Below are 19,663 nucleotides of genomic sequence, written 5' to 3'. Positions count from 1 at the left end.
TCAGCGCAGCCTATTGACGAGAGGTAAATGATCGGAAAACGGCCCGGCCGGCATCAACTGCGCGGTCGGACGCGATAGATCTCGAGCGGCTCGCCTGTCGCCTGCGGCAACTTCTCGAGCCAGTCCGGAGGCTCGCTGCGGGTCAACGCGGCGAGCAGGCCGGCAGGCGCAGGCGCGGTCAGCAGTGCCGTCTCGGCGTTGCCGCGGCATATGGCGACAAGTCCTATTCGGTTGTTCTCGATCGTCGGTCGCGCCTGCTCTGCCGTGCCCATGAATGCATCGAGCGCGAGCAGGTTGCCGATGACGTTGCGGTGATAAGGCCCGGCCAGCACGCGATGAGGCGTGTGCGCCAGAATCGGTGAGCCGAGGTTGGAGATGGCAAGCACGGTGGTCGGCGGCTGCGCAGCGAGGAGGGCGTAGTCGGCAGGACGCTCGCATGTACCTGCGGGGGTAGCCGCAGAGCCCGTCTCTGTGAGGGCGGCCGAGGCCGCATGGGCGGCCGCGCTCCAGGTGACATTCAGGGAAATCAGCCAGACCAGCGCCATGCGCAGCATGGAGGTGCGATCCGAGGTCAAGGCGGTGCGGTGTCGCCAGTCGCCAACCCAGGCCGCGAGCGCGACGGCTGCGAGCGGCAGCGAGAAGGTCGCCCCGCGCACCTGCCAGAGGCTGACGGCGAAGGTTGCGGTCAGGAATGCCATCAATATCCATCCCGCCGCGTTGCTACGCCGGCGCAGGCGCAAGCCGAGCACGACGAGCGCGAGGATGGGCGTGACGTAAATGCCTGCGGCCTTGACCCAATCGTCGGAGAGCACGCGCCAGAAGGACTGCGCCTCGGTCACCTGGTTCAGCCAGAACTGCTGCAGCCTCGGATTGAGCGCGGCATAGGGATCGGCGAGGCATTGCGGAAAGACTGTCACCGCAATGACGGCAACCGCGATACCGAGCGCCAGCAACGCCCCGAGCCTTCCGCCGAAGCTGCGGCCAAGCGCGGGAGAAGCCGCTGTCGCTGCCAGGCCGAGTCCGGAGATCGCCGCAACAGCGAATTGCGGGATTGAATAGGCGTCGCAATGGGGAGAGAGCCAGCCGCTCGCGGGCACGGTCGCAACGAAGGCGGCAAGGCCGACGCCGGCGAGGCCCAGCCCGAATCCTGCCGCCTTGGCAGCCTCCTCGCGTTCGCCCAGCAGGTAGGCCGCCGATGCGGTCAGCCCGGCTACGGCAACGTAGGGCAGGGTCTCCATGCCGACGGCCAGCATCAACGCGCAGGCGGCGCCTGCGGCGATCCCGGCCGAATAACTGCGTCCAACGATCAGGGCGGTGATGGCGGCGAGGCAGAGCGTGAGCTGGACATTGTGGTGGTCGATATCGCCGGGCGCAAAGACGCCGCTGAAGTGAAGCGCGGCGGCGCAGATGATGAAGGCCGGCATCACCGCCCAATCGTTGCCGACGGTGCGCGCAATCCGCAGCAGGAAAGCCAGCGCCGCCGCCATCAACGGTGTGGTCCAGGCGAACAGCGCGAAAGTTTCGCCCGTCGCCAGCTTTCCGGTAAGGGCGGTTACCGCAAGGATGATCGTCGCGATCGTTGCATCGACGAGGCGTGACCAGTGCATTACGAAGCCGCCCGCCGGGCCCATGCGGTACTGGTGCAGGTCGAACCAGCCCTGCCCGCCGATGAGGTCGCGAATCTCGACCAGTCGGAGCAGGCTATCATTGTCGCCATTGCCAGCAAGCGTCGGGAAACCGGCCAGCGCATGCAGGCAGAACGCCAACAGGGCCCCTGCCAGTCCCAGCATGGCATCGCCGCGCCACGTAGCCGGCCGAACAACGCTTTGGGGCATCATCCTCTCGCTGACGGTCATTCTAAGCTGGCACGTTGGAGGAGTGGACAGGCTAGCAGCCTGCTTTCAACAAAGCGTAAAGCGTGTTCCGCCGCAGCCCTGTGATCCGGATCATCCGTCAAGGCCAATAACGATAAAGGCCCCGGCGCTGCCGGGGCCTTTAAAGCACCTGCGTGAGGCTTCGCTTACTTCAGCGAGGTCGAGATGGTGTTGAAGTTGGTCGACAGCTTGCCGCCGAGGCCGTTGACGGCAGTGATGATCGCGATCGCGATGCCGGCGGCAATCAGGCCGTATTCGATGGCGGTGGCGCCGGACTCATCCTTCACGAAACGCGAAACGAGATTCTTCATAGATGATAACTCCTGTGTACACAGTGGCTGGTCGAACTTAAGTTTGGTCTTTCCGGCGTTCTCAGCACCGTGACCATGGCGCGACCCTAGGGTGCGACAATTTCGACGCAGTTAATTCGACCACCCAAAAATGCTTGGAACTTGCAGTTCTTGAGCACAGTAAACACCGCATTAAGGCATGCGATTAAATGCAAGCGGACTGCAGAGGCCGTTCGTCGTGCTCGCATGCTACGTCGGTCGGCTCCGTTGATTCACGGCTCCTTAAGCGCGAGCAGATACCCCTGAAGCCTCCGATTGAACGAGGCCGCCATGTCCAGTCTGCCAATGGAAGTCATCGAGGTAATAGGCCAGACGATGGCGAAGGTCGTGCCGGTCACGATCGCGCTCGGCCTTGTGTTTGCGGTGCTCTCGCACTTCTGGGCCTGCAATCCGGGCAAACCCTGGTGGCGCAAGCGCGAACTCATCACCGACATCTGCTACTGGTTCTTCGTGCCGGTGTTCGCGCGCATCTTCCGCATCGGGCTATTGGTGCTCGGCGCCGCCGTCCTCTTCAACATTCATGAGACCGACGAACTGATCGCGTTCTACGACAATGGCCATGGGCCGCTGTCGGAACTTCCGCTCTGGGTGCAGGCGATATTATTCCTCGTTGCGTCCGACTTCATGCTGTACTGGCTGCACCGCATGTTTCACGGCGGCGGGTTCTGGAAATACCACGCCATCCATCATTCCTCGGAGGATCTGGAGTGGATCTCGGCGGCGCGATTTCACCCCGTCAACCTGTTTATCGGAACGATCCTGGTCGACGTCATCCTGCTGATAGCGGGTATCTCTCCCAACATCATGCTGTGGGTCGGACCGTTCACGACCTTCCACTCCGCCTTCGTGCACGCCAACCTGAACTGGACGCTCGGGCCGTTCAAATACGTGCTTGCCACGCCAGTCTTCCATCGCTGGCATCACACCTCGCTCGAAGAGGGCGGCAATACCAATTTCGCGGGCACCTTCCCGCTCTGGGATATCCTGTTCGGCACGTTCCGCATGCCGGAGAACCGACTGCCTGACGGTTACGGTGTGGACGATCAGGAGATCCCGACCGAGATCGGCGGGCAACTGGCTTATCCGTTCCGCCAATAGTCAGGCCGGCAGTTTCGCATGAGCACTGAAGCCGGAGCGATCCAGCGCGAGAAAGCCTTCAGCCTTGCCGACGTCCCGGCATGGCTCTGGACATCCCGTGCGGGATATTCCGGCTGCCGCAGGCGGAGATTTCTGACGGCTCGCGGGCTGCCGGCATGAATACAAGTATTGCAGCAGCAACCAACGAGAGGCGCTCCATCCTCGGCCGGGTACCTGCATGGCTCTGGGCCGGGATCGTCGTCTACGTGCTGCTGTTGAGCATTGGCGGCATATTCCTGAGAGATTCCGACACCTACTGGCAGACCGCCGTGGGCCGATGGATCCTCGATCACCACGCGTTGCCGCGCGTCGACATCTACTCCTTCACCAAGGCAGGCGAGCCGTGGACGTCGTCGTCCTGGTTGGCGCAGGTGCTGTATGCGACGAGCTACAATCTGGCGGGCTGGACCGGGCCGGTGGTTCTCGCGGCGGGCTGCATCGCCGCGACCTTCGCTTTGCTTGTTCGTATTCTTGGCCGCCGCATCCCCGCAGCCTATGCGGTCGCCGTCGCGATGGCGGCGCTGGTGCTTTCAATGGAGCATTTTCTGGCGCGCCCGCACGTGCTGGTGCTGCCGATCATGCTGGCGTGGGCGGACGGGCTGATGTCGGCGAGCGAGCGCGGCCAGGCGCCGTCGCCATGGCTGCTGCCCTTGATCGCGCTGTGGGCGAACCTGCACGGCGGGTTCGTGTTTGGCCTGGTGCTGGTCGGTGCGTTCGCGGTCGACGCGCTATGGAATGCCGAGCGCTCGCAACAAAGATCGCTGATGCTGCGCTGGGCCGCGTTCGGCATCGGCGCCCTGGCAGCCTGCTGCGTCACGCCTTACGGCTGGGGATCGATCCTCGCCGCACGCAAGATTCTCGACCTCGGCGAGCTCCTGCATCTGATCTATGAATGGATGCCGGCGAACTTCAGCAAGTTCGGCGCGTTCGAGCTGGCTATCCTCGCGCTGATCGCCGGCATGCTCTACGGCGGCGTCAAGCTGTCGCCGCCGCGGATCGCGCTGGTGCTGGGCCTGCTGCACATGGCGCTGTCGCATGTCAGGAATCTCGAGATCTTCGCGCTGCTGCTGCCGATCGTGGTGCTCGCGCCGGTGGCGTCGCAGTTCGCGCTGCGGCCGGCCTGGCTCGCCCGTACCGGCGCACCGATGCCCGTGATGGCCGCGGTGATGGTCCTGCTCGGCGGCTGGACATGGCTGCTCGCGGCCAACACCCCTTTTACCTTGCCCGAAAGCCAGTCGCCGGCCGCGGCCGTCGATGCGCTAAGGGCGCATAATTCCAAGCGGGTTCTCAACGATCTTCCGTTCGGCGGCTATCTGATCTGGCGGCAGATGCCCGTTTTCATCGACGGGCGCGCCGAACTCTACGGCGAAGCGTTCGAGATGGCCTATTACCGCGCGATGCAGCTCAAGGACGTCAACCAGTTTCTCGACATTCTCAAGAGGTGGGACATCGATGCCGTGCTGCTGACGCCGCACACCCCGGCGGTCGGCCTGCTCGATCATATCGGCGGCTGGCGGCGCGCCTATGCCGATGAGAACGCCGTCCTGCACGTTCGCACGGCCAACTGATCCGGTCGATCTCCATAGCGCTTCGAGCGAAAGCCTGCCCCGGACTTGATCCGGGGTAGAAACCGGAGGCGCGAACTGGCGGCGAGGCAGGGATTCTGGTACGCCGGTCGCAATGAACCTGCCGACCGAAGTCGTCGAGATGCTCGGCCAGACCTTGGCCAAGGTGGTGCCGGTCACGATCGCGCTGGCGCTCGTGTTCTCGGTGCTGGCGCATTTCTGGGCCTGTAACCCCGGCAGGCCCTGGTGGCGCAAGCGCGAGCTCGTCACCGACATCTGTTACTGGTTCCTGGTGCCGCTGTTCGCGCGCGTGTTCCGCATCGGGCTGTTGGTGCTCGGCGCCGCCCTGGTGTTTGGAATTCGCGACGCCGACGAGCTGATCGCCTTCTACGACAACGGCCATGGCCCGCTGTCGCGGCTGCCACTATGGCTGCAGGCGATCCTGTTCCTGATCGCGGCCGATTTCATGATGTACTGGCTGCACCGCATGTTCCATGGCGGCGGGTTCTGGAAATACCACGCCATCCACCACTCGTCGGAGGATGTGGACTGGATCTCGGCGGCGCGCTTTCACCCCGTCAACCTGCTGTTAGGTACCATCGGGGTCGATGTCGTGCTGCTGATGGCCGGCATTTCGCCGGGCGTGATGCTCTGGCTCGGGCCGTTCAACATCTTCCATTCGGCGTTCGTTCACGCCAACCTCAACTGGACACTCGGCCCGTTTAGATATGTCGTGGCGACGCCGGTGTTTCACCGCTGGCACCACACCCCCCGCGAGGAGGGCGGCGACACCAATTTCGCGGGCACCTTTCCGCTCTGGGACATCCTGTTCGGGACCTTCCGGATGCCGAAAGGCACGCTGCCGGTCCAATATGGCGTGGACGATCAGTCCTCGTTTCCCCGCGAAATCATCGGGCAGCTGGCCTATCCGTTCCGCAAATAGCACATGATCTGCGCGCAAACGCGGAGCGCGTTTGTCGCAAGCGAAACACGGTTGCCGGTTTTCCAAACCCGGAACGCGTTTGCGCGAAGATCATGATCTATTAATCACGCTTGCCGCGGATTTCTTGCCCCGTTTCGGGGCCTATTTGCCCTTTGTTCATGAATTGTCGTCAGATTCACCGTGTCGGGCGCCGGTTCCGCTGCGTATCGCCATTGCCGGCTTGTTGATGCCCCGGGGTAAAGTATGTCGTTCAAGTCCCAGCGTATTCGCGCGCACGCGCGTTTTGGATTGCGTTCCCTCGCCGCAGGTCTCCTGCTGTGGCCGGCCGTCTGCCTGGCCGCGCCCGATCCCGACCGCATCGCCGTCTATGTCGATCAGGCAAAGCTCGTGAAGCTTCCTGCCAAGGTCTCCACCATCGTGGTCGGAAACCCGCTGATTGCAGACGTGACCCTGCAGAGCGGCGGCATCGTCGTCGTCACCGGCAAGGGCTACGGCGCGACCAATTTCATCGCCATGGACCGCAACGGCGAGGTGCTGGTGGACCGCCAGATCCAGGTCGAAGGCCCGACCGATCAGCTCGTCACCGTCTACCGCGGCGTCGAGCGGGAATCCTATAGCTGCATGCCGATCTGCCAGCGCCGCGTCACACTCGGCGACGGCGATGGCTACTTCAAGACCGCGATCGATCAGGCCGGTTCTCTCAGCGGTCAAGCCGCCGCCGCCGGGACTAAATAGGCAAACTGACCGCTTTCGGTTCTGATCGAATCAGAACCGAAGCTCCGGTTTTTGCTCCGACGTATTTCTGCACGCGAACCATTTTTCCGCCTTGCTCTAGACACCCAGCCGGTTCTTCCCGACGGCTCGGCGCAAGCTTGTCGGCGCGTCAGCACATCATCCTTTCCGCGAATCGATCCCGCCTGCGTGAGGGCCTCTGAAGACAGTTAACGGCCGGTTAGCGGGCCGGACCGCTCTGCTTCGGTTCGACGAAACACTTCCACAATCACTTTCAGATAGTTCTTGCAGGCGGATAACCGCTGCCGTCTGGGGATTTTCGATGTCGTCACCCGCTGTTGCAACCGTCTCTGTCAAAAATCCGCTGGACCGATTTCGCCGCAACCGACGGGGCTCGGCCGCCGTCGAGTTCGCGCTGGTTGCGCCGTTGTTCTTCTGCATGCTGTTTGCGATTCTCGAGACGGCGATTGTATTTTTCGCAGGCCAGCTTCTGGAGCAGGGAACGCAGGACGCCGCGCGGCTGATGCTCACGCATGAGGCTCACGACAGCGCCATGACCGAAACTACGTTCAAGACCAAACTCTGCGATCGCATCAAGGTGATGTTCAACTGCGCAGGCAATCTGGCGAACATTACTGTGGATGTGAAGGTCTTTGCCCCAGGCACCACGATTACGATTACCGATCCGATCGTCAGTGGAAGCCTGACCGGACCTTTCTCATATTCTGTGCCGCCAGCGGGCTCGCCGAATACCATCGTCGTTCGCGCCTTCTATGAATGGCCGCTGTTCGTGACCAAACTCGGCTACAACATTGGAAATCTCAACGGCAGCAAGCGGCTACTCTCTGCGACCGCCGCTTTTCATGTAGAGCCGTGATGCGATGATGGTATCCCCGATGCAGAAGATGTCGCTTCGCGTGCGCAGCCTGTTGGATGATTGCAGCGGTCTCGCGGCCGTCGAGTTTGCTTTTGTCTTTCCAATCATGGTGGTGATGTACTTCGGAGTGGTCGAGTTATCGTCGGCTATTGCCGTGGATCGCAAGGCCACCCAGGTGGCGCGAACGCTTTCCGATCTGACGTCTCAGATGGCGAGTGTGACGGATGCCGATATCATGAGTTTTGGTGAAGCGGCAAAGGCGATCATGACACCCTATTCGCCATCGCCGTTGATATCCTCGGTCACGGAGGTTTACGTCGATAAAACCTCGGGAGTTGCTCGGGTTCAGTGGAGCAAGGGTTTGACGATCAGTTCAGCAGGCGTTGTCACGATCGCGGCGGCGGCGCCTCATAATCCGGGTGATGTTGTGGCGTTGCCGCCAGGTCTCGTCGCGGCCAAGGGGACATTTGTGATCTGGAGCGAGGTCGGCTACCGGTATGTACCGGCCATCGGGTATATGGTGGCGAAGACTGGCATCCCCTTTAACGATACCGCTTACACGCGTCCGCGGACGGTGCTCTGCGTCTTATATCCGACGGCTGGCTTCTCCGACTGTGCGACGCCGAAGTGACGGCAGGTAGCCTCGGATAACCTTCGCAACTTCCACCGTTCACCGCGACCTTCTCTTGGAGGAGGATCGGCGCTGTATTCGTGGCGCTGCATTTTTTCAGGCTTCGGTAAGCGCCGGCGTGATCCGCTGCATAGGAAAGCGGCCCCGTATAGCAGCGTTACATCCAAGGCGGGGATGCGTCCGGACTCTCCACTAGAGCACGATCCGGAAAAGTGGATACCGGTTTTCCCTCGCGACAAACGCGGAACGCGTTTGCGCGGAGATCATGCTCAAATCAAAGAGATGGAGCGGGATGACGATTCGAAGAAAAGTCATCACGCTCCAATGACACAAGGGGCCTCTGCCCAACGCCGTCGTGGGACTTTGGCTGCCAGAGCATGATCGGACCCGCAGGGCCGCGTTGGCGCAAAGCGGGAACCGTTTTCGCTCGAGACAAACGCGAAGCGTTTGCCGGCAGATCATCCACAAAGACATCCGTGATCCAATTCAATCCGATCGGATCGCGATCTATTGCGAGCGAGCAACCCGGAATTCCCCGATTCATCGCCTGCTTGTGCCGGCTATGGAACGGACAACCGATTTCATCGTGATCCTTCTGCACACCTGCCGCCGTAAGACAGAACGCGAAGAAGAAAACGCCGGCCTCGTGGGTCATCCGTAATCCTGGCCGATTTAAGACGAGCCCCGCGGCCAAACGGCCCGTTGGAGGTCTGATGGCCGGCCCAAATCAACGGCACAAATCGACGCTTGGCGTCTCCGCGGTTCGTCCGATGGCCTTGCCGCTCTACGCCATCGAGTCGCGCGCAATCACGGTCTCCACCCTGTGCGGCCGATCAATAAAAAGCCCCGGATCGCTCCGGGGCTTTCTGAGGCTCGGTGTTTACTTCAAGGCGTCGTCGGCACCGCCTTCTGCCCGGTCAGTTCGTAAGATGCGCGGTCTGCAGCGCGTGGTTGAACATGGCGTTCAGCGACGCGGCGATTTCAGTGGGCGAGTTCGCGGTGTAGAAGAAGCCAGGCGACGCGCATTTCCGCAGGCTGGCCGGAATATACGGAATGTTGTTGTTGGCATAGGTGTCTTCGTCGCCGGCAAAGGTCGTAACCACGGGTGAGACCGGTTGATAGGGAATATAGAGCACGGAAACGATGACGCCGCGGCCCTTGAGGGTTTCGCAGGAGGGAACGGTCGCCAGGGTGCCCTGGTTATCAATCGTGGTGGCGCGGTTGCTGCCGTGCCAGCCGCCGTTGGGAACGTCTTTGAATTGGTTGTCTTGTGCGCCGTCGGTGACGAGGAAGACGTAAGGCTGCGGGGTGGTCGGCGTGCTGCCGTCGCCGACGGCGCCGGAGCCGCCGGAGATGAGGCCGTTGACCGTAGTAAGCGCGGTCGTGATATGCGTGCCGCCGGAGCCAAGGTCCGTACTCGTATTTGTGTCAAGCAGCGTGGCAAGGTTTGCGGCGGCGTAGTTGATGGTGCCGGGGGTGGTAGAAGATCCGCTGATGTTTTTGGTCAGCGCAAAATAGGGATAGAGTTTGTGAATGAACGGGTAGAGACCGATCCGGAACTGGTCGTCAACCTTCTTGGAGGCGTTCGCGGTTTCGAACAACTTGGTCACGGCGTAGCCGACCGCGTCGAGGCGCAACTGGATGCAGGCGTCGGTGCCATCGGTCGGGCAGGATGAAACCGCCGTCAGGCTATACGTTTTGCTCTTGGAGTTGCCTTTAATCAGAGAATTCGCTGCGCCAGGAGTAACCGTATTATTCAGGTCCGGAAGCATCGCCACCGGCAAGCCAGGAACCTGCTTCGGTACGGACCAGGTCGACGGCTGGTCGATGAGGTTCTTGAGGGCGGTCTGTTCGAGGCGCGAATAAATATAGCCCATGCAATAACCATTCGTATTGTATTGCTGGGTATACGAATTGGTACTGGTAGGGGGATTGGCAGGCGGAGCGGTAGGGGCAGTGACAGGGGGATCGACGCACGCGCTGTTTTTCGCCGCAAAATGGCAGGCCAGGGTACAGCTGACGCCGGAGGCGGTGCGGTATTGGACCCAGTTATCCGGGTTGATCTTGCCCAACCGCGTCTGCTCGTCGGGGGTCGACGGCAGGCCCATCGACCCCGAGACGTCCAGCGTCAGATAAAAATCGAGGTACGGCGGCAACGTGGCGGCCGAACTTGAAACGCCCGTTACCGTCAGTTTCTGAAACCCAATCACTTTCAGGAAGGTTACCGGTACGTCGGCCGTGTACGTGACGCTGGCAGCGAGCTTGATTCCGGTCTTCGTAACGGTGCTGGTGCGATTCACAAGTTGATAGCCGGTGATGCCGGTCATGTTGGCGTCAAAGACATTGTTGGCATCCGTAACTCCGGCGGTGACCGAGCCGTTGCCTGTCATTGTCGAGGCCGCGATAAAGCCGGGCGACTTCTGCGAAAGCGCGGCGATGCTGGCGGCGTCGGCCGCCGTTTGCAGCTTGGCCTTCATTCTGGTCGCCTGCGAGTAATCCACCGCGCAACCAATGGCCGATATCAGTGGGATCGCCGCGACCGTAAAAATGATCGCGACGTTGCCGCGTCGATCGCGGCGGAAACGGTAAGCATACTGCTGAAGACGAAATGGCACGGGCGCCCCCTGGCTATCCAAAAGCGCGCGATCGTAGCCCGGCCTCCCCTAAGTGCCCCTTAATCCGATCATCGAAAAACAGGCTGATTTCGGATGCGACCGATTTCAGGAGCCGGATATCAGGACATGGGTTACGATCTGTTTACTACGAGGGCTCAGTGAAGCCGCAACACGTGCGGGTTCTTCGTCGAGAGCTAGAGCATGATCCGGAAAAGTGGCCCCCGGTTTTCCGAAAAGATCATGCTCAAATCAAAGAGATAGAGCGGGATGACGATTCGAAGAAAAGTCATCCCGCTCTAATCGCCGCATGAAAAAGGCCGCGCCATGGGCGCGGCCTTTCGCTTTATTCAGAGGCGATTTTCCATGGCGCGCGCGCCCTGGAAAATCGCTTTATCCGGCGGCGCGCAGATTGTCGGCCGAAGATTTGCCAGAGCGGCGATCTGCCACGATTTCGTAGGAGATCTTCTGGCCTTCACGCAGCGTTCCAAGACCGGCACGCTCGACAGCGCTGATGTGCACGAACACGTCATTGCCGCCGTCATCCGGCTGGATGAAGCCATAGCCCTTGGTTGCGTTAAACCACTTCACGGTTCCCATGCTCACGGGGGTAGTCCCTTCTCAGATATACAAGTCGTAGCCCACCCTTCGATGGGCTGGTGAGATCGAATTTTTGGAAGGGTCGTCAGCGTCTAAACCGGCTGTACCGGTGGATAGCTAATGTCGTCCGGCCGAAAATCGATGGCTAATATTATTCGATAGTAGTGGTCAAAACAATCCTGACGTGCACGTTTTTTTGATTCGGCCGGCCAGCCGGCCGCGACCGCGCACGATATGGGCGTATCGGGCGCGTTTTCGCTGACGTCAGGGTACGCTTACCGGCGGCGGAACTGACCGCCGCGCGGCGGCCCCCCACGCGGGGCACCGGTGCTCGGGCGCTCGTCCTTGTGACGGAAGATCAGGCGGCCCTTCTCCAGATCATAGGGTGACATTTCGATCGTGACCCGATCGCCTGCCAGCGTCTTGATCCGGTTCTTCTTCATCTTGCCGGCGGTGTAGGCAACAATTTCGTGCCCGGCGTCGAGCTGCACGCGGTAGCGCGCGTCGGGGAGGATTTCGGTCACCAGTCCTTCGAACTGGATCAGCTCTTCTTTAGCCATGGTGGTCTCCAGGTCGATCGAAGCTAGCGCTGCGGTCGGTGGGTACGGTTGGGTTGAGTATTCGGACGGCTCTCGCGATGCAAGAAGGCGACGCCCTGAACGCCCTCACTTTTCCCGCCTTGGCTCTTGCCGGCCTGCTGCGCCGGACGCGGCTGCTCGTGCCGGTTCGGCTGCGGCGCGGCATTATTACCACCACCGCGGCGGGGTCGGCGAGGGCCTTTTGATCCCGGCGCCGATTCATGTCCCCGGGTTTCGTGCCCACGGGATTCGTGTCCTCTGGAGTCATGTCCTCTGGAGTCCTGGGACCTGGCGGTGTGGGCTCGCGGGGCGGACCGTCCACCCCGGTGCTGCTGTGCAGGGCGCTGCGAGGGGGCCGGTGCGGCGTCGCGGCTGCCGGGCGTGCGACGGTCTTCCCGCGGCAGCGTGATACGGATCAGCCGCTCGATGTCGCGCAGATAGCCCATCTCCTCGGCGCCCGCGATCAGCGAGATCGCAACGCCTTCGGCGCCGGCGCGCGCGGTGCGGCCGATGCGGTGGACATAGGTTTCCGGGATGTTGGGCAGATCGAAATTCACCACATGGCTGATGCCGTCGACGTCGATGCCGCGGGCGGCAATGTCGGTCGCGACCAGGGTGCGGATCTCGCCGGTGCGGAACGCGGCCAGCACGCGCTCCCGGTGGTTCTGCGACTTGTTGCCGTGAATGGCGTTGGCTGAGATGCCGGCCTTGGCCAGCGTCTTCACGACCTTGTCGGCGCCGTGCTTGGTGCGGGTAAAGATCAGCGCGCGGTCAACCGGTTCCTGCTTCAGAAGCTGCGCCAGCACCCCTGACTTGGCCGAGAAATCGACCTGGATGATGCGCTGGGCGATGCGCTCGACGGTCGAGGCCACCGGCGTCACCGCCACGCGGGCGGGGTCGCGCAGCATGGCTTCGGCGAGTTCCGCGATATCCTTCGGCATGGTGGCCGAGAAGAACAGCGTCTGCCGCTTGATCGGCAGCTTGGCGACGACTTTGCGGATGTCGTTGATGAAGCCCATGTCGAGCATGCGGTCGGCTTCGTCGAGCACGAGGAACTCGACCTGGCCGAGCTTCAGCCCGTTGCTCTGGACAAGATCGAGCAGGCGGCCGGGGGTCGCCACCATGACTTCGACGCCCTGCATCACCGAGCGGACCTGGCGGCCCATCGGCACGCCGCCGATCGCCAGCGCCGAGCTCAGGCGGATGTGGCGGCCATAGGCGTTGAAGCTGTCGAGGATCTGGCCGGACAATTCGCGGGTCGGCGAGAGCACCAGCACGCGGCAGGTCTTGGGCTGCGGCCGGATGCGGTTTTCCAGGATCCGATGCAGGATCGGCAGCGCAAAGGCCGCCGTCTTGCCGGTGCCGGTCTGGGCGATGCCGACGACGTCACGGCCGGTCATTGCGAGAGGGATGGTCTGGGCCTGGATGGGCGTGGGCGTGTGGTAATTTTCTTCCTGGAGTGCACGCGAGATGGGATCGGCGAGGCCGAAATCCTGAAAGGAGGTCAAAAGAGGGTTCTTTCCATCAAAAAAGCAGGCGCCCGGCTTCAATGGCCAGGAGCGCGCGAGTGTGTCTGAGACACCCGCGTGTTTGGGGCGTCGGTTGTGCTAGCTGAAAAGGGGCAAGCCAGAAACCGTTGAACGGGCTCAGAACACGCGGCTCGCAAGGACCTGATGATTCTCTAGGTCACGCAGATCATATGGAGCACCCGTGCGGCGCTTTCAAGGTGAATTCCGCGCGTGTCGTCTGCGCGGTTAAGGAAACCGGTCAGCCAGACCACGCTGTTGCGCCCGTCAGCGCTCCAAACGACCAAAATTCGTGCAAGAAATTTAGCCAAATTGCGGCTTTTGCACAAAAAATAGATAGTTTGCCGCCAAAGCATACATTTTTGCAGTCTAAAAAATAAGCAAATTTGTCGCCGCTGGTTTCCGCAGGCCCGGAATTCAAGAGCGATTATATGGGCTTATCTCGTTTTCGAACCGTGGCATGGTTCTTGCGATTCCGTTAACGCAGGCGGCCGTGGGGCCGTTCGCAGCGTTTAACGCGACTGCGTCAGGGAGATGACACCTCATGCTTACTCAATTGACTCACGATATAACGACGATGAGCCGCCGTCGCTGGCTGGCGGCGACCGCCGGCCTGGTTTTGGGCCTAGCTGCATTTTCAAACGCCAAGGCGCAGGAGACCATTAAGGTCGGCGTCCTGCACTCGCTCTCCGGCACCATGGCCATCAGCGAAACCACGCTGAAGGACACCGTGCTCTTCCTGATCGACGAGCAGAACAAGAAGGGTGGCGTGCTTGGCAAGAAGCTTGAGGCCGTCGTGGTCGACCCCGCTTCGAACTGGCCGCTGTTCGCTGAAAAGGCGCGCGAGCTGATCACCAAGGACAAGGTTTCGGTCGTATTCGGCTGCTGGACCTCGGTGTCGCGCAAGTCCGTGCTCCCGGTATTCAAGGAACTGAACTCGATCCTGTTCTACCCCGTGCAGTACGAGGGTGAGGAGAGCGAGCGCAACGTGTTCTACACGGGTGCTGCGCCGAACCAGCAGGCGATCCCGGCGGTGGACTACCTGATGAAGGACGAGAAGGTGAAGCGCTGGGTGCTGGCCGGCACCGACTACGTCTATCCGCGCACCACCAACAAGATCCTCGAAGCCTACTTGAAGTCGAAGGGCGTCAAGCAGGAAGACATCATGATCAACTACACACCGTTTGGTCATAGCGACTGGCAGACGATCGTGGCCGACATCAAGAAGTTCGGCTCGGCCGGCAAGAAGACGGCCGTGGTCTCCACCATCAACGGCGACGCCAACGTTCCCTTCTACAAGGAGCTCGGCAACCAGGGCATCAAGGCGACCGACATTCCGGTTGTTGCGTTCTCGGTCGGTGAAGAAGAGCTCGCCGGCATCGACACCAAGCCGCTGCTCGGCCATCTCGCCGCCTGGAACTACTTCCAGTCGATCAAGGACCCGGCCAACGAGAAGTTCATCAAGGCCTGGCAGGCCTACACCAAGAATCCGAAGCGCGTGACCAACGATCCGATGGAAGCGCACGTCATCGGCTTCGACATGTGGGTCAAGGCGGTCGAGAAGGTGAAGTCGACCGATCCGGACAAGGTGATCGACGCGCTGCCCGGCATTGAAGCCAAGAACCTGACCGGCGGCACCTCCAAGATGCTGCCGAACCATCACATCACCAAGCCGGTGTTCATTGGCGAAATCAAAGCCAACGGCCAGTTCGACGTGGTGTGGAAGACCCCGGGTCTTGTCGCTGGCGACGCCTGGTCGAAGGAGCTCGACGGTTCCAAGGACCTGATCGGCGACTGGGTCGGCAAGAAGTGCGGCAACTACAACACCAAGACCAACAAGTGCGGCGGTCAGGGATCTTGATCCCGATCTGATCCGAGAGGATCATGATCGTCTGACCTGCAACGATAACTTCCAAGAGAACTACCAAGAGACCGGAGAAGGCGGCGGTGCCGCCGCCTTCTCCCCACACTCCTGCCGGGGTCGTATTGTGTCTGCCAATTTCCTCGATCGTTTTCGCGCGGTTTTGCTCGCAATCCTCCTGACCGCTGCCTACGCCGTGCCGGCGCTGGCGGGTCCGTTCGAGGATGCGGTCGCCAAATTCGCCAATGACGATTTTTCCGACACCGACGAGGCGATCGGCGCGGTCGCTGTCTCGGGCAATCCGCTGGCCTTTCCAATCATCAGCGCGCTGCAGGAAGGCCGGTTGTCGGCCGATCCTGAATCCAAGAAGGTTTTCGTTACAGGGAGCGACGGCAAGATCATCGATGCCGCCACCGGCGCCGCCGTCGACAAGCTGCCCGATAGTGCGGCCGCCGTCCGCCTCAACAACCGCCTGCGCCGCACCGTGGAGGCGGCCCTTGGCGGCCTGACGCTGCTGTCGCCCGATCCCGCCAAGCGGATCGCGGCCGCGCAGTCGGTCTTCAAGAGCCATGAGGAGAGCACACTGGCCGTGATCGACGGCGCGCTCGCCAAGGAAACCGACAAGGGCGCCAAGGCGGCCTTCACCGAGGCCCGCGCTGCGATCCTGCTCTACAAGAGCGATGCGACCGAGGTGGAAAAGCTCGAAGCCGTCGCCATCGTCAAGGCGCGCGGCGACCAGGAAGCGATGGCGCTATTGACCGGGCTGGGCAGTGACGTGCCGCCCAATGTCGCGCGCGCCGCCGCCAGCGCGATCGCCTCGATCCAGAGCAACCTTGCCATGTGGTCGATGGTGCAGAACGCCTGGTACGGCCTCTCGCTGGGCTCGGTGCTGCTGCTCGCCGCGATCGGGCTTGCCATCACCTTCGGCGTCATGGGCGTCATCAACATGGCCCATGGCGAGATGGTGATGTTAGGGGCCTACACCACCTTCGTGGTGCAGGAAGTCATTCGCACCCGCTATCCCGGCCTGTTCGACTACTCGCTGTTGATCGCGGTGCCGCTGGCGTTTCTCGTCGCCGGTGCGATTGGCATCCTGATCGAACGCGGCATCATCCGCTTTCTCTACGGCCGCCCGCTGGAAACCCTGCTCGCGACCTGGGGCCTCTCGCTGGTGCTGCAGCAGGCGGTGCGCACCATGTTCGGCCCGACCAACCGCGAAGTCGGCAATCCCTCCTGGATGAGCGGCGCGTTCGAACTCGGGCAGATCACCATCACCTATAACCGGCTCTGGATCCTCTGCTTCACGCTGGCCGTCTTCGTCATCCTGCTCGCCATGCTGCGCTACACCGCGCTCGGGCTTGAGATGCGCGCGGTCACTCAAAATCGCCGCATGGCGGCTTCGATGGGTATCGCGACTTCCCGTGTCGATGCGCTGACCTTCGGTCTCGGCTCCGGCATTGCCGGGATCGCCGGCGTGGCGCTGTCGCAGATCGACAATGTCAGCCCCAACCTCGGCCAGAGCTACATCATCGACAGCTTCATGGTCGTCGTGTTCGGCGGCGTCGGCAATCTCTGGGGCACGCTGGTCGGCGCCTTCACGCTCGGCATCGCCAACAAGTTCCTGGAGCCGGTGGCGGGCGCCGTGCTTGGCAAGATCGCCATTCTGGTGCTGATCATCCTGTTCATCCAGAAGCGGCCACGCGGTCTGTTCGCACTCAAGGGCCGGGCGGTGGAAGCATGACGCCGCACGTTCTGACGCGTTCGCTGGATCGCGGCGCCAGCATCTTCATCCTGGTGGTCGCCGCGCTCGGCGTGCTGATCCCGCTGTCGAATCTGCTGTTGCCGGCGGGCTCGATGTTCCAGGTGCCGACCTATCTGGTGGCGCTGTTCGGCAAATACGCCTGTTACGCCATTCTCGCGCTCTCGATCGATTTGATCTGGGGCTATTGCGGTATTCTCTCGCTCGGCCACGGCGCGTTCTTCGCGCTCGGCGGCTACGCGATGGGCATGTACCTGATGCGCCAGATCGGCAGCCGCGGCGTCTACGGCAATCCGATATTGCCCGACTTCATGGTGTTCCTGAACTATCCAAGCCTGCCGTGGTACTGGTACGGGTTCGACATGTTCTGGTTCGCGGCCTTGATGGTGCTGGTGGTGCCGGGCCTCTTGGCGTTCTGCTTCGGCTGGCTGGCGTTCCGCTCCCGCGTCACCGGCGTCTATCTGTCGATCATTACGCAGGCAATGACCTACGCGCTGCTGCTGGCGTTCTTCCGCAACGATTTCGGTTTCGGCGGCAACAACGGCCTGACCGACTTCAAGGATATTTTGGGCTTCAACGTGCAGGCCGACGGCACCCGCGCCGCTCTGTTCGCGCTGAGTTGTCTCGCGCTGATCCTGGCCTTCCTGATCTGCCGGGCGGTCGTGACCTCGAAACTCGGCAAGGTCTTGATCGCGATCCGCGACGCCGAATCCCGCACGCGCTTCCTCGGCTATCGCGTGGAGTCCTACAAGCTGTTCGTGTTCACGCTGTCGGCCTGCATGGCCGGCGTTGCCGGCGCGCTCTATGTCCCGCAAGTCGGCATCATCAATCCCGGCGAATTCGCGCCGGGCAATTCGATCGAAGCCGTGATCTGGGTCGCGGTCGGCGGCCGCGGCACGCTGGTCGGTGCTGCGCTCGGCGCCGTCGTCGTCAACTACGCAAAGACCGTCTTCACATCGGGTCCGCTGGCGCCGTATTGGCTGTTCATGCTGGGCGCGCTGTTCATCCTGGTGACGCTGCTGCTGCCGAAGGGGATCATCGGCACCTTCAACGCATGGTGGGAGGGGCGGAAGGCCAAACAAATGGCTGCCAATGCCGAAAGCGCCGATCTCGAAGACGGTGTCGGCGAACCAAAGCCGGCGGAGTGAGCGCATGAGTGTCATGGAGGGAAGGACCACTTCCGCGCTGCTCTATCTCGACGGCGTGCACGTCTCGTTCGACGGCTTTCACGCCATCAACAATCTGTCGCTGACGCTCGAGCCCGGCGAGATGCGCGCCATCATCGGCCCGAACGGCGCCGGCAAGACCACGATGATGGACATCATCACCGGCAAGACCAGGCCGGACGAAGGCACGGTGCTGTTCGACGGCATCACCGACCTGACGCGGCTTGATGAGACCCGCATCGCTGAACTCGGCATCGGCCGCAAGTTCCAGAAACCGACGGTGTTCGAGAGCCAGACCATCGAGGACAATCTGCTGCTCGCGCTCAACGTCGATCATAGCGTCAAGGGCACGCTGTTCTGGCGCGGCAGCAGGGACGAAGCCGAGCGGATCGACCGCGTGCTGGAAACCATCCGCCTGACCGATGCGCGCAACAGATTGGCAGGGAGCCTGTCGCACGGCCAGAAGCAATGGCTGGAGATCGGCATGCTGCTGGCGCAGGATCCAAAACTGCTTTTGGTCGATGAACCCGTCGCTGGAATGACCGACGTCGAGACGCATCAGACCGCGGAGCTGCTGAAGGAAATCAACAAGGAAAAGACGGTCATGGTCGTCGAGCACGACATGACCTTCGTCCGCGAACTCGGCGTCAAGGTCACCTGCCTGCACGAAGGCACGGTGCTGGCGGAGGGGACCATCGATCAGGTCTCGTCGAACGAGCGGGTGATTGAAGTGTATCTGGGGCGCTGATCCATGCTGAAGGTCGAAAATATCAGCCTTTACTACGGCGCGGCGCAGGCGCTGCGCGGCGTCTCATTGTCCGCAGAGCCGGGCAAGGTCACTTGCGTGCTCGGCCGCAACGGGGTCGGCAAGACCTCATTGCTCCGCGCGATGGTCGGTCAATACCCGATCGCGGGCGGGTCGATCACGCTCGACGGCAACGACATCACCGGCCTCAAACCCTACGAGCGCGCACGGCGCGGCATCGGCTTTGTGCCGCAGGGCCGTGAGATATTTCCGCTGCTGACGGTGGAGGAAAATCTCAAGACCGGTTTTGGCCCGCTCAAGCGCGACGACCGCCATATCCCCGACGACGTGTTCTCGCTGTTTCCGGTGCTGAACACGATGCTGGGCCGGCGCGGCGGCGACCTCTCCGGCGGCCAGCAGCAGCAGCTTGCGATCGGTCGCGCCCTGGTGATGCGGCCGAAACTGTTGCTATTGGACGAGCCGACCGAAGGTATCCAGCCCTCGATCATCAAGGACATCGGCCGCGCCATCACCTATCTGCGCAGTCTTGGCAACATCGCGATCGTGCTGGTCGAACAATATCTCGACTTTGCCTGCGAGCTCGGCGACAATTTTGCGGTCATGGATCGCGGTGCGGTGAAATATGCCTGCGACCGCGCCAACCTCGATCCCGCCGAGATCAGCCGCCAGATGGCGCTGTAAGGCGT

The 19,663-nt window shown here is 61.9% G+C and carries 18 protein-coding genes; 11 read left to right on the top strand and 7 right to left on the bottom strand.

Going from position 1 to position 19,663, the window contains the following annotated elements:
- Positions 1-53 precede the first annotated feature (53 nt).
- Entirely contained in the window at positions 54-1,835 is a 1,782-nt protein-coding gene (locus C7G61_RS12095; RefSeq protein WP_145963599.1) for a GtrA family protein, read from the bottom strand.
- 185 nt (positions 1,836-2,020) lie between these two features.
- Positions 2,021-2,185 (bottom strand): Flp family type IVb pilin, encoded by a 165-nt coding sequence (locus C7G61_RS12090; protein WP_108514311.1) that lies wholly within the window; start codon positions 2,183-2,185, stop codon positions 2,021-2,023.
- Positions 2,186-2,494: 309 nt separating this feature from the next.
- On the opposite strand from C7G61_RS12090, the gene C7G61_RS12085 reads away from it, so the two are divergent.
- The 6 genes from C7G61_RS12085 to C7G61_RS12060 all read left to right on the top strand — a co-directional run bounded on the left by C7G61_RS12085 (position 2,495) and on the right by C7G61_RS12060 (position 8,109).
- Positions 2,495-3,322: a sterol desaturase family protein gene (locus C7G61_RS12085; RefSeq protein ID WP_108514487.1), complete on the top strand. Its 828-nt coding sequence runs from the start codon at positions 2,495-2,497 to the stop codon at positions 3,320-3,322.
- A 155-nt stretch (positions 3,323-3,477) separates the two neighbouring features.
- Entirely contained in the window at positions 3,478-4,929 is a 1,452-nt protein-coding gene (locus C7G61_RS12080) for a hypothetical protein (protein ID WP_108514486.1), read from the top strand.
- A gap of 112 nt (positions 4,930-5,041) precedes the next feature.
- A complete protein-coding gene (locus tag C7G61_RS12075) occupies positions 5,042-5,869 on the top strand; it encodes a sterol desaturase family protein (protein WP_108514310.1) in 828 nt (275 codons plus the stop codon).
- 243 nt (positions 5,870-6,112) lie between these two features.
- Positions 6,113-6,604: a pilus assembly protein N-terminal domain-containing protein gene (locus C7G61_RS12070; protein WP_108514309.1), complete on the top strand. Its 492-nt coding sequence runs from the start codon at positions 6,113-6,115 to the stop codon at positions 6,602-6,604.
- A 319-nt stretch (positions 6,605-6,923) separates the two neighbouring features.
- Positions 6,924-7,478, top strand: coding sequence for a TadE/TadG family type IV pilus assembly protein (locus C7G61_RS12065; protein ID WP_108514308.1), 555 nt, complete (start codon positions 6,924-6,926; stop codon positions 7,476-7,478).
- 19 nt (positions 7,479-7,497) lie between these two features.
- Positions 7,498-8,109: a TadE/TadG family type IV pilus assembly protein gene (locus tag C7G61_RS12060; protein ID WP_244608263.1), complete on the top strand. Its 612-nt coding sequence runs from the start codon at positions 7,498-7,500 to the stop codon at positions 8,107-8,109.
- Between the two features lie 274 nt (positions 8,110-8,383).
- Here C7G61_RS12060 and C7G61_RS43885 read toward each other — a convergent pair whose 3' ends face one another.
- The 5 genes from C7G61_RS43885 to C7G61_RS12040 all read right to left on the bottom strand — a co-directional run bounded on the left by C7G61_RS43885 (position 8,384) and on the right by C7G61_RS12040 (position 13,407).
- Positions 8,384-8,764, bottom strand: coding sequence for a hypothetical protein (locus tag C7G61_RS43885; protein ID WP_145963598.1), 381 nt, complete (start codon positions 8,762-8,764; stop codon positions 8,384-8,386).
- Between the two features lie 262 nt (positions 8,765-9,026).
- Entirely contained in the window at positions 9,027-10,724 is a 1,698-nt protein-coding gene (locus C7G61_RS12055; RefSeq protein ID WP_108514306.1) for a TadE/TadG family type IV pilus assembly protein, read from the bottom strand.
- Between the two features lie 390 nt (positions 10,725-11,114).
- A complete protein-coding gene (locus tag C7G61_RS12050) occupies positions 11,115-11,327 on the bottom strand; it encodes a cold-shock protein (protein WP_002714433.1) in 213 nt (70 codons plus the stop codon).
- Between the two features lie 269 nt (positions 11,328-11,596).
- On the bottom strand, positions 11,597-11,881 hold the full coding sequence (infA, locus tag C7G61_RS12045) for a translation initiation factor IF-1 (protein WP_074819689.1): 285 nt from the start codon (positions 11,879-11,881) through the stop codon (positions 11,597-11,599).
- A 23-nt stretch (positions 11,882-11,904) separates the two neighbouring features.
- Positions 11,905-13,407 carry a DEAD/DEAH box helicase gene (locus C7G61_RS12040; RefSeq protein ID WP_108514305.1) on the bottom strand — a complete coding sequence of 501 codons (1,503 nt, stop codon included), beginning with the start codon at positions 13,405-13,407 and terminating at the stop codon, positions 11,905-11,907.
- Between the two features lie 595 nt (positions 13,408-14,002).
- Here C7G61_RS12040 and urtA point away from each other — a divergent pair.
- From urtA to urtE, 5 genes are all read left to right on the top strand, one after another.
- On the top strand, positions 14,003-15,286 hold the full coding sequence (urtA, locus tag C7G61_RS12035) for an urea ABC transporter substrate-binding protein (RefSeq protein ID WP_108514304.1): 1,284 nt from the start codon (positions 14,003-14,005) through the stop codon (positions 15,284-15,286).
- A gap of 163 nt (positions 15,287-15,449) precedes the next feature.
- Complete coding sequence (gene urtB / locus C7G61_RS12030; RefSeq protein WP_420836758.1) at positions 15,450-17,027, top strand: urea ABC transporter permease subunit UrtB; 1,578 nt, start codon at positions 15,450-15,452, stop codon at positions 17,025-17,027.
- Positions 17,024-18,193 carry an urea ABC transporter permease subunit UrtC gene (gene urtC / locus C7G61_RS12025; protein WP_108514302.1) on the top strand — a complete coding sequence of 390 codons (1,170 nt, stop codon included), beginning with the start codon at positions 17,024-17,026 and terminating at the stop codon, positions 18,191-18,193. Before urtB ends, urtC begins: the two co-directional genes overlap by 4 nt.
- Positions 18,194-18,197: 4 nt before the next feature.
- On the top strand, positions 18,198-18,959 hold the full coding sequence (gene urtD, locus C7G61_RS12020; RefSeq protein ID WP_108514301.1) for an urea ABC transporter ATP-binding protein UrtD: 762 nt from the start codon (positions 18,198-18,200) through the stop codon (positions 18,957-18,959).
- Between the two features lie 3 nt (positions 18,960-18,962).
- Positions 18,963-19,658, top strand: coding sequence for an urea ABC transporter ATP-binding subunit UrtE (gene urtE / locus C7G61_RS12015; protein ID WP_108514300.1), 696 nt, complete (start codon positions 18,963-18,965; stop codon positions 19,656-19,658).
- Positions 19,659-19,663: the final 5 nt, after the last annotated feature.

This window comes from Bradyrhizobium algeriense (assembly GCF_003062295.1).
GTDB lineage: Bacteria > Pseudomonadota > Alphaproteobacteria > Rhizobiales > Xanthobacteraceae > Bradyrhizobium > Bradyrhizobium algeriense.
This window is presented reverse-complemented; position numbering and strand designations above follow the sequence as displayed.

What these genes read in the sequence shown, in the direction of transcription:
- C7G61_RS12085 (WP_108514487.1), top strand. Translation starts at nt 2,495, where the DNA reads ATGTCCAGTCTGCCAATGGAAGTCATCGAGGTAATAGGCCAGACGATG.
- C7G61_RS12080 (WP_108514486.1), top strand. Translation starts at nt 3,478, where the DNA reads ATGAATACAAGTATTGCAGCAGCAACCAACGAGAGGCGCTCCATCCTC.
- C7G61_RS12090 (WP_108514311.1), bottom strand. Translation starts at nt 2,185, where the DNA reads ATGAAGAATCTCGTTTCGCGTTTCGTGAAGGATGAGTCCGGCGCCACC.
- C7G61_RS12095 (WP_145963599.1), bottom strand. Translation starts at nt 1,835, where the DNA reads ATGCCCCAAAGCGTTGTTCGGCCGGCTACGTGGCGCGGCGATGCCATG.
- C7G61_RS12070 (WP_108514309.1), top strand. Translation starts at nt 6,113, where the DNA reads ATGTCGTTCAAGTCCCAGCGTATTCGCGCGCACGCGCGTTTTGGATTG.
- C7G61_RS12075 (WP_108514310.1), top strand. Translation starts at nt 5,042, where the DNA reads ATGAACCTGCCGACCGAAGTCGTCGAGATGCTCGGCCAGACCTTGGCC.
- urtA (WP_108514304.1), top strand. Translation starts at nt 14,003, where the DNA reads ATGAGCCGCCGTCGCTGGCTGGCGGCGACCGCCGGCCTGGTTTTGGGC.
- urtD (WP_108514301.1), top strand. Translation starts at nt 18,198, where the DNA reads ATGAGTGTCATGGAGGGAAGGACCACTTCCGCGCTGCTCTATCTCGAC.
- C7G61_RS43885 (WP_145963598.1), bottom strand. Translation starts at nt 8,764, where the DNA reads ATGACCCACGAGGCCGGCGTTTTCTTCTTCGCGTTCTGTCTTACGGCG.
- C7G61_RS12065 (WP_108514308.1), top strand. Translation starts at nt 6,924, where the DNA reads ATGTCGTCACCCGCTGTTGCAACCGTCTCTGTCAAAAATCCGCTGGAC.
- C7G61_RS12060 (WP_244608263.1), top strand. Translation starts at nt 7,498, where the DNA reads ATGCAGAAGATGTCGCTTCGCGTGCGCAGCCTGTTGGATGATTGCAGC.
- infA (WP_074819689.1), bottom strand. Translation starts at nt 11,881, where the DNA reads ATGGCTAAAGAAGAGCTGATCCAGTTCGAAGGACTGGTGACCGAAATC.
- urtE (WP_108514300.1), top strand. Translation starts at nt 18,963, where the DNA reads ATGCTGAAGGTCGAAAATATCAGCCTTTACTACGGCGCGGCGCAGGCG.
- urtC (WP_108514302.1), top strand. Translation starts at nt 17,024, where the DNA reads ATGACGCCGCACGTTCTGACGCGTTCGCTGGATCGCGGCGCCAGCATC.